Origin of the sequence: Microcoleus sp. B6-A1, assembly GCF_036705085.1 — a bacterium.
Classification (GTDB): Bacteria; Cyanobacteriota; Cyanobacteriia; order Cyanobacteriales; family Microcoleaceae; genus Microcoleus.
The window spans coordinates 67,849-82,329 of sequence record NZ_JAUBTU010000013.1 but is presented as its reverse complement, the minus strand read 5'-3'; the positions used below and the strand labels follow the sequence as shown (position 1 = coordinate 82,329).

The window sequence follows — 14,481 nt, the reverse complement described above, 5'->3', positions numbered from 1 at the left end:
CTTACAGCTCTCCCAAAATTGCGGTAATGTTGTCTAAATCGTCCTGGCCCCACTGACTCCACTTAAACTCTGCAAAGTCAGAAGGAGTGCAGCCGCCGGCGTCGGGGGACTGACAGTATTGAATTAGCGATCGCAGCGATTCTATAAAGCCTGTTGCCAAATTTTCAATGCTTTCTCGTCGGTGAATGCTTTCGCTGTACGTCCAATCTAATTGCAGCTTGTTGCTGGCAATAAATCCGTTAATTTCCAGCAGATAACGCCGATTTCCGCGCGGGCTGCGAAGGGGGCCACTAGGCTCGGAGGACAGCATGAATAAAGAAGATTTCGGCAGCACTTGGTCAAACTGTCCGAGATAATTAAAGCTTACCTCAGATTGCGGCAATTTGTGCAAATTTTTAGCAATTTCAGGGTTTAAATATCGTAGGACACCGCAGCCAATACCGCGATTTGGCACGGCGCGTAACTGCTCTTTCACTGATTTGAGGGTAGCCCCTAGATCCGAAGGTTGTTCTAAATTTAACAGGACGGGAAAAACAGATGTGAACCAGCCGATTGTGCGCGACAAATCTACGGCTTCAAATATATCTTCGCGCCCGTGACCTTCTAAGTCAAGTAAAAGTGAGTTATTGCCTGTCCAGCGTTCAAATGCTTGACCTAAAGCAGTTAGCAATACATCATTAATTTGAGTGCGGTAAGCGGCAGGTACTTCTTGCAGGAGCAGTTTTGTTTCTTCAACACTCAAAGCAACGGATACTGTCTTTTCAGATGCAACTAAATTAGCTGCGGTTGGGAAATCCACTGGCAAGCGAGAAGTTGGTTGGTGAGAAAGGGCGAACCAGTAATCGAACTCTTCCTGCAATTCGGGCGATCGCGCCCACTCATGCAAGCGTTCTGCCCACTGCTTAAAGGAGGTTGTTTTGGGCGGCAGCGCGACAGTTTCGCCGCCGCTAATCTGCCCATAAGCCGTCTGGAAATCCTCAATTAAAATTCGCCACGAAACCCCATCAACCGCTAAGTGATGAATGGCCAATAACAAGCGATTTGGCTGATGTTTGCCCATGTCAAATAGGGCAGCGCGAAGTAATGGCCCCTCTGACAAATTCAAACTGGCTTGCAACTGAGTGGCGGCGGTTTGGAAAGCCGCTTCTCGCTCCTCTGGAGGTAGCGACGACAAATCAATGCAGGTAAACGGAGCAATCTCGTCGGGATTGGCGAGATCCTGCTGCCAGCCAGATTCTCCTGGCGCAAAACGCAGGCGCAGCGCGTCGTGGTGCTTCAGCAATTCCTGCAAAACTGACTCAATTAATGCAGGTTCGAGAGGTTGCCGCAACTCTAAAAGCACCGCCTGATTCCAGTGGTGTAAATCGGAGAGATTTTGCTCGAAAAACCAGTGCTGAATCGGCGTCAGAGGAACGTCGCCAATGATTAATCCCTGTTCCGATTTTTGGGTCTGATCTGTATCGGCGACGGTGGCTAACTGTGCAATAGTTTGGTGCTGAAACAGTTGTTTTGGTGTAAGTCGCAACCCCGCTTGATTGGCTTTAGAAATGACTTGAATGCTGAGGATAGAATCGCCGCCCAATTCAAAGAAATTGTCGTCAATTCCCACTTGTTCTAACCCCAATACTTGCGCCCAAATTTCGGCCAGGATTTTCTCAATAGCTGTGCTTGGGGCGGCGAATGCCTCTTCGAGTTCTGGCCGATCGCGATCCGGTGCGGGAAGTGCTTGGCGATCGACTTTGCCGTTGTTTGTTAAAGGCAGCGCCTCCAGCGTCACGAACACAGCAGGCACCATATATTCCGGCAATTTTTCTTTCAGAAAGCAGCGCAGTTCGTGAATCAGTATTGAATGCTTATTTTGTGCTGCTGAGTTAGCAATGATATAAGCTACCAAGCGCTTATCGCCCGGTACATCTTCTCGCACTACAACCACAGCCTGGGCGACATCTGGATGCTGTCCTAGCGCTGCTTCAATTTCTCCTAATTCGATGCGAAAACCGCGCACTTTTACTTGGTGGTCAATTCGTCCCAAGTATTCAATATCGCCATTTGGCAGATAGCGAGCTAAGTCTCCAGATTTGTACAGCCGCGCTTTCAAACTGTCATTAAAAGGGTTGGGAATAAACCGATCGGCCGTTAATTCTGGCTGATTGAGATAGCCCCGCGCGACGCCAGCACCGCCAACGTAAATTTCTCCGGGGATGCCGATCGGAACGGGTTGGGAGTTGCGATCGAGCAGGTAAACTTGCAAGTCAGGAATTGAACGGCCAATAAGGCTGGCATTTTTACTTAAATCAGCGGCAGTCAGCGGTCGATACGTGACGTGGACAGTTGTTTCTGTAATGCCATACATATTGACAAGTTGGGGGTGCCGATCGCCGTGCCGATCGAACCAAGGTTTTAAGCTTTGCAAGTCTAAAGCTTCCCCGCCAAAAATTACTAAGCGCAGGCTTAAATCTTCGCCAATTCCGGCAGATTCTTCTGTCTTTATCAACTGGTAAAATGCAGAAGGAGTCTGGTTGAGAACTGTGACTCGTTCTTTGCATAGCAAGCTGTAAAAATCTTGGGGCGATCGGCTGACTGAATAAGGCACGATCGCGAGTCGCCCGCCGTAGAGTAAAGCGCCCCAAATTTCCCAGACTGAGAAGTCAAAAGCATAGGAGTGAAACAGCGTCCACACATCTTGGTCGTTGAAGTTGTACCACGACTGGGTAGCAGCAAACAGGCGGACGACGTTGGAGTGAGGAACTAAAACGCCTTTGGGGATGCCAGTTGAGCCAGAAGTGTAGATGATATAGGCGAGATTTTCGGCAGTGGTGCCGCTGGCGGGATTTTCTTTGCTGTGTTGGGACAAAGCACTTTTATCCGCATCGATGCCAACGATTTTGGCGCTGCATTTGGGAAGGGTTTGCAACAACTTTTCCTCAGTCAGCAGTACATTTACCTGCGCGTCTTCGAGTATAAAAGCAAGGCGATCGCGAGGGTTGGCAGGATCTAGCGGAACGTAAGCGCCCCCGGCTTTTAAAGTTCCGAGAATGCCGACGATCGTATCGAGCGATCGCTCGACACAAATTCCCACCAAAACTTCTGGTTTTACACCTAGTTTTTGCAGGTAATGCGCGAGTTGGTTCGCTCGTTCATTCAGTTCGCGGTAGGTGAGTTTTTGGTCTTCAAATACGACTGCAATGGCATCGGGAGTTCGAGCGACCTGCGCTTCAAATAATTGATGAATGCAGCGATCGCTCGAATAATCGGCGCGGGTGTCATTCCACTCTACTAATAACTGATGCCGCTCTTTTTCCCCCAGCAACGGTAGCTCTTCAATCTGGCTATCTGGATTGGCTGTTATTCCCTCCAGTAAAACTATAAAATGCTCCGCCATCCGATTGATTGTGGCTGCATCAAATAAATCTGTGCTGTATTCAAACTGACCGCTAATTTCTTCCTGCTTTTCTTCTAAATACAGCGTTAAGTCAACTTTTGCTGTCTGATTCTCAACATCTAAAAGAGTGAGATTGAGTCCGGCGATTGATTCCGCTGCAACAGGTGCAGTTTGCAAAACAAAAGCAACTTGGAACAGTGGATTGTAGCTCAAATTTCGCTCTGGTTGCAACTCTTCAACCAGTTTCTCAAACGGCAAATCCTGGTGAGCGTAAGCTTCTAAACTCACCTCCCGAATGCGATCGAGCAACTGCCGAAAAGTGCGATCGCCTGACAAATCAGTTCGCAATACCAAAGTATTGACAAAAAACCCGATTAGCCTTTGAATTTCCGCTCTGTTGCGGTTGGCAATGGGAGAGCCAACGGGGATATCTGCCTGTCCTGTATAGCGGTAGAGCAGCGTTTTAAAGGCTGCTAGCTGCGTCATAAACAGGGTGGCATTTTCCTGGCGGCTGAGCTTTTTGAGGGCTGCCGTTAGCGTTTTCGGGATGAGGAATGATTCTTTCGCGCCCCGATAGGTTTGCACCGGAGGACGGGGGCGATCGGCTGGCAATTCCAGCAAGGGGGGAAGGCCACTAAGCTGCTTTTTCCAGTAGTTAAGTTGAGTTTGCAAGCGTGAAGCGCAGCTATCCCGCAGGGAATCGCCCGCAAGCCATTCCCGCTGCCAAATAGCAAAATCGGCGTACTGTATAGAAAGTTCGGGAAGTGGGGATGGTTTGCCAATCAAAAACGCTTCGTAAAGTGCTGCTAATTCTTGCAGAAAGACTCCGATTGACCAGCCATCAAAAATAATGTGGTGTAGCGTCAGCAGCAAGACATATTCCTCAGCATCTAACTGTAGCAAACTAGCTCGCAACAGCGGCCCTTTGGTTAGGTCAAAAGGTTTGCTAGCTTCTTCTGCAGCCAGTTGTTTTACTTTTTCTTCTCGCTCAGTTTCCGCCAATTGTTGCAGGTCTAAAACTTGCAGCCCGAAATTAAAATTCTCACCAACCACCTGCACGGGTTGACCGTCTACAGTGGCAAATGTCGTCCGCAAAGCTTCGTGACGGCGCACAATTTCCTTGAAACTTAGCTCTAGCACTACTACATTTAGCCTGCCTTTTAGTAACACAGCCGCCGGAAGGTTGTAAAAAGGGTTTTCCGGTTCAAATTGGTCAATAAACCACAGTCTTTGCTGGGCAAAAGAGGTGGGAAATGCAAATACTTCTTCTTCGGAAGCATTCGCCGAGTCGCGAGTATCTGTTGGAGGTTTTTCGGAAAAATGCACCGTCATGGGATTTTAGATTTTAGATTTTAGATTTTGGATTGACCCCACGGATCGAGTCTCTTTCTTGAGGATTTTAGATTTGAGATTTTGGATTGATTCCACGGATAAATCAGGGGGCTTGTACCATCAAGAAATTCTCGGTCATGGGATTGGTAACTGATAATTGGGAATTGGCAATTGGGAATAGAGGATTGCAGCCGATAATTGGGGATTACTTATGGGAGATCGGCCGATCGCCCGCGACTCATCACTTATTGCAAAGAGGATAGCGACCTCCGGTATGCCGATCGCGAAACAGGCGCGATCGCGGGTTCTTCAACGGCCACATTTTTGTTTTTGGCATCATTAATATTTTCTGCAAGTACGGCGAGCGATCGTCCTGCAAAAATATCGCACAAAGGCAATTCTATCTGACAAGATTCTCGTATTTTTGCTGCTAATTGAATTGCCAGCAGCGAATTTCCTCCGAGTTCAAAAAAGTTATCGGCAATGCTTAACTGTTCGATGCCGAGAACCTCACAGCAAATTCTCGCTAACATTGCCTCAATAGGGGTGCGTGGTGCCACAAAAATCTTTGCTTTTTGAATCGCCGCATCCGGTTCAGGCAGAGCCTTGCGGTTAACTTTGCCGTTCGCCGACAGCGGCAGCGCGTCCAGAATTATAAATGCAGAAGGCACCATATAATCGGGCAGCTTTTCACTCAGAAATTGTCGCAATTCTTCAACCGCCGGGGCAGCGTTTTGTTGTGGAACGATATATGCTACTAAGCGCTTTTGACTGTGATTTTCTCCGAATGCGGTGACAATGGATGCTTTGACTGCTGGGTGCTCGTTCAAAGCAGCTTCAATTTCTCCGGCTTCGATGCGGAATCCTCGAATTTTAAGGCGGAAATCTTCTCGCCCTAAAAATTCGATATTGCCGTCAGGGAGGAAGCGCCCTAAATCTCCCGTTCGGTACAAACGATCGCCCGTGACGGGGTGCGTGAGGCAACTGGCGCGAGTTTTTTCTTCATTCCGCCAGTATCCTTTTGTCAGTCCAACTCCGGCACAGCACATCTCGCCGGCAACCCAGACGGGACAGTCTTCTAGCCTTTCATTCAAAATGTAATAACGTGTATTGGCGATCGGCGATCCGTAGGGAATGCTCTTCCAAGAAGGGTCAACAGTTTCTACCGGATACCAAATATTCCAAAGGGTAGTTTCCGTTGGCCCGCCGACACTGACAACGCGGCATCCTTTGACGATCGCCCTTAACCTCTGGGGCAGCGTTATCGGTATCCAATCTCCGCCGAGAAACGCCCAGCGCAAGCACTCCGGCAACACCTCAGAACGTCCGCCAGCGTAATCGAGCAGCATTTCCATCATCGGGGGAACCGAGTTCCAAATGGTTACGCGCTCTTTTACCATCAATTGCGCCCAGTGAGAGGGGTCTAGCCGTTGTGTTGCATCGGGAATGACGATCGCTCCCCCGGCCGCTAGGATGCCGAAGATATCGTAAACCGACATATCGTGGTGCAGTGCGGTGACTGCGATCGCGCGATCGCACTCGGTCACATTAAACACTTGATTGGTCTGAGCGATCGCATTGACTACACCTCGGTGCGCGATCGCCACGCCTTTCGGCAAGCCAGTTGAGCCAGAAGTATAAATAACATAAGCTAAATCTTCCGCTTCCTGCACTGATTCCAAAGCTTCGCCGCTTTCTGTTGCTAATTCCTCAGTATCAAGACAAATTCGCCGCACATTTTCCGGCCATTCCAAGCGTTGATTTAACTGAGATTGCGTCAAAACAATCTCAACTTCGCCATTTTCCAGCAAATACCACAGCCGTTCTTTTGGCAGCGCCGCATCTACGGGCAAATAAGCGGCTCCAGAGGCTAGAATGCCCAGCACAGCGACGATTTGCTCCCACCCTTTCTCCATGACGACGGCAACCAACTGGTTAGGGCGAGCTCCCAGCTTTCGCAAGCAATGACCGACTTGATTCGATCGCCGATAGAGTTCCTCGTAGGTGAGGGTACGATCGCGCGTAATGATGGCTGGTTCGTGCGATCGCAAGGCGACTTTCTCAGCAAACAATTCGTGCAGCAATCCATCGGGAATGGGTGCCTCAATGCTGTTAGTAAAGGCTTGCTGAAACTGCACCGTTTTCTGCCAAGTTTCCTCTTCATTGGCGAGGCGTTGCAATAGGCGACAGTAGGCATCAAACATCTCATCGATCAGTCCTTGCGGGAAGAGTTCTTCCACCGCATCCCAGCTAAAAGACAGCCCTTGGGCGGTTTCGGTAAATTGCGCGTCTATCCAAACTTGCGGAGTTTGACCAATAATGTGCACCAATTCTCCCAATTCTTGAATGAGAGAAAAGATAGAGGAATCTTCCCCAGGCGCGTTTTGCGGATCGATCGTAAACACGACTGGCATTAGCGCTGCGGTTGTACCTTGCGCTTGAGCGAGTTCTCGCAAAACGCGCACCCCGCTGACATATTGGTGCTCTAAATCTTGCCAAAGCTGTTCTTGCAATCGCTTGGCTCGTACTTCAAAACTCTCTCGCTTGGAGTTATCTATTTCTAGCAAAGTAAACGAGGCAAATTCTCCGATAATTTCCTCAACTTGAGGATGCAGGGGAAGGCGATTGAAGCGCGGCACGTTGAGGGTAAACCGAGGCGTTTTGCTCCACAGAGACAGAACCTCCGCATAGGCGGCGAGCAATAAACCCGTAGGAGTGAGGCTGGCGCGAGCTGTGCGCGTTTTGAGGCGCTGCCAAGTTGAGAAATCTAAGCGATCGCTCCAGCGTTTAAATCGCGGCTGCGTTAAGGAATTCGGCTGTTTGGCGAGGGGCAATTCCGGCGCTGGTGGCAGGTTTTTGAGGCGATTTCGCCAGTAATCTAAGGATTGCTGGAAAAGTGGGGAGTTTTCTAAGGCGATCGTTGCTAAAACGCAATCGCGGAAAGATAGTTGCAAGGGTGAGCTCGCAGTATTAGGATTGCGGTAAAACTTGACCAAATCACCAAACAAAATTTGAAAACTCCAGCCATCTATGCACAAAGCGTCAATGCTGAGATGCAAGCGAATGCGATCGTTCATTTGCGAAGCGCAAATTTCAAATAGCGGCCAACGATCGAGCGGCAGCACTTGGTGAGAAAGCCGATCGCGAATTGCTTCGAGTTGTTCGCAGGCAACTTTTGAATCGAGCGATCGCAAATCCAAAACCTCAATTTTATAAGCGGGCACGTTTTCCAGAATTTGCTGCTGTCCGTTCGGAAGTACGATCGCCCGCAGCATATCGTGACGCTGTACAACTCGTTGCCACGCGAGGCTAAACCGCTCTAAATCTAACTCGTCGCTCTCAATTTCTACATAGCCGTGAATGGCAACATTGCCCATTTCAAAGAAGCTATTTCTCCCGATCCAGTACGCCTGCTGCATTTCATTGAGCGGAAATGGTTTGTAGCGATTTTGAGGATCGGGGGCGATTGTCGGCAGTAATTTAATAGGTTCTTGATCTGGCTCGCTTTTAGTTTCCGCGATCGTCGCTGCTAGACTAGCGACTGTGGGGGATTGAAACAAGCAGCGCAATGATAGCTCGACTTGAAAGCGATCGCGCACCTTGGCAATCAGTTGAGTCGCTAGTAAAGAGTGACCTCCCAACTCGAAGAAATTGTCATTGATTCCCACCTGTTTTAAACCCAGAACCTCAGCCCAAATACCAGCTAATACTTGTTCTTCTAAAGTCTCAGGAGCGATAAAATCTGCCTCTGAACTGTTGGTTTCCGGTGCGGGAAAAGCTTTGAAATCTACCTTGCCGTTGGGCGTCAGTGGCATCGATTCCAAACACACAAAGCTAGCAGGAACCATATAATCTGGCAGTTGTTCCCGGAGAAAAGAACGCAGATTTTTAATCAGTGCAGAGTGCGTAGGGGCGGTGCCTCCGTGCCCGCCCGCGACTGCTGAGTTTAAAACGAGGTAGGCGACTAAACGCTTTCCGCCTGAATCTTCCTCACGCGCGAGAATGACTGCTTCTTGCACGTCTGGATGTTGGCTGAGTGCTGATTCAATTTCTCCCAACTCTATGCGGAAACCGCGAATTTTCACTTGGCGATCCGTGCGATCGAGAAATTCTAAGTTCCCATCGGGGAGATAGCGGACTAAATCGCCTGTTTTGTAAAGGCGATCGCCTTGCACGCCACTAAAAATATCGGGAATAAATTTTTCTCGATTCAGATCCGAACGGTTGATATATCCTCTGGAAACGCCCGCACCTCCGATATAAAGTTCGCCGGGGACTCCGATGGGAACGGGTTGCAAATTAGCATCGAGTACATAGGTGCGGGCATTTGGAATTGGGCGTCCAATCGGCAAGGTTTTTGGGGAGTTTTTAACCGCAGAGGGCGCAGAGGGCGCAGAGGGGAGAGAAGAAGAGGGGAGAGTGTCGCACCACGTGGCGACGATGGTTGTTTCTGTGGGGCCGTAAGTATTGACAAGTCGTACTTTTTCTGAAACGCACTTTTGCCACTGATTCAGGGATGCTGAAAGTGCGGTTTCTCCGCCAATAATTGTCAAGCGCACTGATGGGGGAAATTCTGCTTTTTCGGTGCTGAGTCTGGCAGTTAATTCGCGCCAGTAAGCTGTCGGCAAATCTAAGACGGTGATTTGCCATTCCTGGCATTTTTGCAGGAAGGAAGAAATGCTGTCTAACATGGATTTTCCGCGTAGTACCAATGTTGCGCCTCGCGTTAAACAGGGATAGATTTCTTCGGCGCTGGCGTCGAAACTGAGGGAAGCAAATTGAAGAACGCGATCGCCTGGTTCGATGCCATATTCGACACTTGCAGCCTGCGTATAATTTGCCAAAGATGCGTGTTGAACCATCACTCCTTTTGGCTTGCCGGTAGACCCGGATGTATATATGATATAAGCTAGGTTTTCTGGCAAAACGGCGCTTTCAGGATTTGACTTGTTTTGTTGAGCGATCGTCTGCCATTCTGCATCCAAGCAAATGACAGAAATATTATTTTGGGCTGGGGTTTCTGCTTTTAATTCTGCTTGCGTTAGCAACACCTGAACACCGGCGTCTTCTAACATGAAGGCTAGGCGTTCTTTAGCATATATGGGATCGAGGGGCAAATAAGCGCCGCCTGCTTTTAATACGCCTAAAATCCCGACGATCGCATCGAGCGATCGCTCCATATAAACGCCGACTATCGCATCTGGTTTTACGCCGAAAGAGTGCAAATAATGGGCAAGTTGATTCGCGCGAATATTTAATTCTTGGTAAGTCAAACTTTGGCATTCAAATCGCACCGCAACCGCATCAGGTGTTTTCGCAGCCTGCGCTTCAAACAAACGGTGAACGCACTCATTTTGGGAGTAATTTATCCCAGTATTATTCCACTCAAATAGAAGTTGCTGGCGTTCTGCTTCTGCAAGCAGGGGCAAATCTGAGAGACGCGCGGAGGGATTCGCCACGATGCCTTTTAATAAGTTCTGAAAGTGTCTCGCCATTCGCGCAATTGTAGCAGCTTCAAATAAGTCTATGCTGTATTCAAACCAGCCTCTAATACCTGTTGCTGTGGCTTCTAATTCCAGCGTTAAATCGAAATTTGCTGTGCCGCTGTGAATCTGTTGGCAGTTCAGGCTTAAATCCGGCAATTCTAAGGCGAATTCAGAGGCATTTTGAAAGGCAAACATCACCTGAAATAAAGGCGAGTGACTTAAATCTCGATTCGGCTGCAATTCTTCTACGAGCTTTTCAAATGGCAATTCTTGGTGTGCATAAGCGCCTAAACTTACCTCTCGAATGCGAGCCAGCAACTCTCGAAAAGTGGGATTTCCGGTTAAGTCAGATCGCAGCACTAAAGTATTGACAAAAAATCCAATTAATGATTCGGTTTCGCTGCTATTGCGGCTGGCAATTGGTGAACCGACGAGGATATCTTCTTGCCCGGTGTAGCGGTAAAGCAGTGTTTTGAATGCTGCCAGCAATGTCATAAATAAAGTGGTTTTTTCCCTGCGACTCAATTGCCTAATTGCCTCGGTTAAGTGTTCTGGCAATTCAAATAATTGCCGACCTCCCTTGTAACTTTGAACAGCGGGACGAGAAAAGTCTGTTGGTAAATTTAGAACCGCTGCGCTGCCACTTAACTGCTGCTTCCAGTAAGTAAGTTGAGTTTCTAATATTTCTCCCTGCATTTGTTGGCGCTGCCAAGTTGCAAAGTCTGCATACTGAATTTGCAGAGGTGGAATCGCGGCTAATTTATTATTAGTAAAGCCTTCATAAAATGCCGCTAGTTCCCGTAAAAATATGCCCAAAGACCACCCATCGAAAATGATATGGTGGGCGGATAAAAGCAGAGTATGTTCTGTTTCTGATAGGCGCAGAAGTTTGGCACGTAGCAGATTTGCTTGAGTTAAATCAAAGGGCAACAGTGCTTCTTCCGCAGACATTTTTTGCGCTTCTTTCTCGCGTTCTGCAGGGGGGAGATGGCTCAAATCTCTCAGGGGCAAGGGGAAATTTTTTGCATCAAAAATAACTTGTATCAGTTCTTTTTCGCCACCAGCAAACGCAGTTCTTAAAATCTCGTGTCGCTCGATAATTTTCTCAATACTTTGCCTGAGTGTTTCTGCATTGAGTTGTCCTGTAATCCGAACTGCACCGCAGAGGTTATAGAATGGGTTTCCGGGTTCCAATTGGTCAAAGAACCACAAGCGCTCTTGGGCAAAAGACAGGGGGATGTTTTGTAGGCGAGAAACTGGCCTTGGGGCGACTGCTTTGGTATTTCCTGTCAGTTGCTCTAGAATTTGCACTGCCAGTCGAGCAATGCTCCTATCCTCAAACAAATCGGCAACCGATACAGTAACGCCCAAGTCACTCTCTATTTGATTTTTTAACTCAAAAATTCTTAAAGAATCTAGTCCAAAGCTACTGAGTGGTCGATCGATAATATTTTGTGTTTTATCGCTGGCACTGAAGTGGATTGAAGATTCGTCTTCAGTCGGTTTTAGCTCACATCTTGCACCATTCTCAATTACTTTTTTAGGAACAGGCAAGATGCCTGTTCCACAAGAAAACTCATTTACTTTTTTAGGAACAGGCAAGATGCCTGTTCCACAAGAAAACTCAATTACTTTTTTAGGAACAGGCAAGATGCCTGTTCCACAAGAAAACTCATTCTTTGTGGAACGGGCATCTTGCCCGTTCTTGACAATGGTGCAAGATATCAGTTTTAGCCGACTTTGGCTATTAGCCGGGGAATTCATTCCCCGGCGGTTTACCTGCTGCCAAAGGTAAGCCTCAAGCAGCGACTGCCGTTCTTCTAAGTCGGCTGTCAGCAGATTTTCTCGCGTGAGGCGATTCTCTATTTCACCAAAATCAGCTAACTCTAAAATGCTACTGGCGACAACTTCCAAATTGTCAGCTAGAAAGTCAGCATAGGCGGCGCGACGTTGAATTTTACCGCTAGTCGTTTTCGGAATGCTTCCCGGCTTAATCAGCACTACTCCATAAACTTGCACTTCATATTCTTGAGCAATGCTAGAGCGGATGGCGCTGATAATTTCCTCGGCATGATCCGGCGCTTTGCGAGATTGTAATTCTGGCACGATAACGAGCTGTTCTTCGCCTGCGACTTCCACCGAGAATGCGGCGATCGCCCCTTGCCGCAAACTGGGATGGCTGCGCTCTGCTGTTCTTTCTATATCTTGGGGGTAAAGATTGCGACCTCGGATGATAATCAAATCTTTGAGTCGCCCTGTAATAAACAGTTCTCCGTCTCGTAAAAAGCCTAAATCTCCTGTTCGCAAAAAGGGCCCTTCGCTGGTATCTGAAAGATATGCTTGAAAGGTTTTTTCTGTTTCTTCTGGGCGATTCCAATAGCCTCGCGCAACTGTTTCGCCAGCTACCCAAATTTCTCCGACTTCCTGTGGCTGGCATTGTGTCAGAGTTTCGGGATTGACGATCGCAACTTTAGTGCCAAATTCAGGGAAACCGCAGCCGACTAAAGTTCTCGCGCCCCCCTCGCCTTCGACAACTTCTACAATGTGATTATTTTCCAGCGCCCCCGCGTCAACAGGTAAGAAAGTCGGTGTTGCGCCGCTGCGAACCGTGGCAATTTTTAGCGTAGTTTCTGCCATTCCGTAAGCAGGACAAAAGGCATCCGCCTGAAAACCGCAGGGCTCAAAAGCTTTGGTAAATCGCTCTAGGGTTTCTTTGTGGATCGGTTCTGCGCCGTTATAGGCCACGCGCCAACTACTCAAGTCGAGCCTTTTTTGGTCATCGCCCAAAATTTCGCGCTGCATAATAGCGGGATGATTTTGATTGTTTTGTGGGATGGGCGTCCCGCCCGTCCGGTGTATTTTCACAGCAGGCCCGACGCCTACCCCACAATAATCATCCTCAAATTGTGCTAGCAACATTTTGCTGATTTTGCTAGCACACAAGTCGTAAGCAAAATTTGGCCCGCCGCTGTGGGTAGCTTTGTAGCGCGAAATCGCTTCCAACCAGCACATCGGGTTCTGAATAAACGCCGCTGGCGGCATGAAGTAAGAGGGAATTCCCAGATACAAAGGTTTGAGCAATCCGTCAATTAACCCCATGTCGTGAAAGGGGGGAAGCCACGTTACCGCAACGCTTTCGGAATCGTGCTGAAAGCCTCGGTGAATGTATTCGATGTTGTATAAAACGTTGGCGTGGCTCACCATTACGCCTTTGGGGGTGGAGGTTGAGCCGGAAGTGTACTGAAGATAAGCTACTTCGTCGGGATGGATCGCTGGCTGCTGCCACTTTTCGCCGTCATCCGAAAGCGCTTCTGCTGTCAGCCAGTGCAGCCCTTTGAGTTCCGGCGCTTGCTCGCATAGCTGCTCTAAATTTTCCAAGTATCGCGCGGGAGCGATCGCAACAGTTGCTCCTGCGTCTTTGGCGATCGCACTTATTTTCGCTAAATTCCGTTTCAGCTTCGGCGGATAGAGGGGAACCGCGATCACTTTGGCGTACAAGCATCCAAAAAAGGCGGCGAGATAGTCCAATCCTGGCGGGAAAAGCAGTAAGGCTCGTTCGCCAGTGACTCCCAATGTCTGAAGTCGCACGGCGTGCGATCGGGCGATCGCATCTAACTCTCGATAAGTCAAACTGGCGGTTTCAGTTTTTCCGTCTAACAGAAATGTATATTTCTGCTCTGGTTGGTGTAGTGCTCTGTTTTGTAGGAGTTCTACTAAATTGGTACAACTTTCGGTGAGTTGGTTTCCCTTAATGCTTGCGTCACTCATCGATTCTTTTTACCTATAAATCTTGTTTGCAGTACGCCAACCAGTTCCGCCAAATTCTTTCCACATAGACTTTCTGTGAACAGTCGTCGGGCGTTACGAGTCTCTCATCAGCGCGTTTGAGTCTTCAATCTGGGTATTAGCGCTTGTTTTCACGTTTTGTTGTCGATCGGGCTGTTCGGCAATGGCTCCGGGGCGATTTTAGTCCGAGCCAGCTTCGATATCAGCTTCAGGGGCTTTACGGCTATCGACTTTAAGCATAGTAGGCTAGATGAGATTTATTGTCAAGAGTCTTTTAGAAAATTTGTTGACTCCTCTGTTTCCTATCTGACAATCTTTTCTAACTCTTGCCATAGCATTTTAGGCGATCGTTTGTCTAGCCCTGACAGCAACCATAATAGGAAAGTGCTGCATAACTACATAGGGGGTAAGACCCCCTATCTTAAAATGAAATTAGTTTTCATTAGTAAACTCTTGACAGATGTGAGTGCTCTGTTATCTAATTAAGGCACTTTC

The 14,481-nt window shown here is 48.3% G+C and carries 2 protein-coding genes; both read right to left on the bottom strand.

Annotated elements, in window-relative coordinates:
- Nucleotide 1: 1 nt before the first annotated feature.
- Nucleotides 2-4,714 (bottom strand): amino acid adenylation domain-containing protein, encoded by a 4,713-nt coding sequence (locus QUB11_RS07010; RefSeq protein WP_333390125.1) that lies wholly within the window; start codon nucleotides 4,712-4,714, stop codon nucleotides 2-4.
- 245 nt (nucleotides 4,715-4,959) lie between these two features.
- Entirely contained in the window at nucleotides 4,960-13,968 is a 9,009-nt protein-coding gene (locus QUB11_RS07005; RefSeq protein ID WP_333390123.1) for an amino acid adenylation domain-containing protein, read from the bottom strand.
- Between the last annotated feature and the right edge of the window lie 513 nt (nucleotides 13,969-14,481).

What these genes read in the sequence shown, in the direction of transcription:
- QUB11_RS07010 (WP_333390125.1), bottom strand. Translation starts at nt 4,714, where the DNA reads ATGACGGTGCATTTTTCCGAAAAACCTCCAACAGATACTCGCGACTCG.
- QUB11_RS07005 (WP_333390123.1), bottom strand. Translation starts at nt 13,968, where the DNA reads ATGAGTGACGCAAGCATTAAGGGAAACCAACTCACCGAAAGTTGTACC.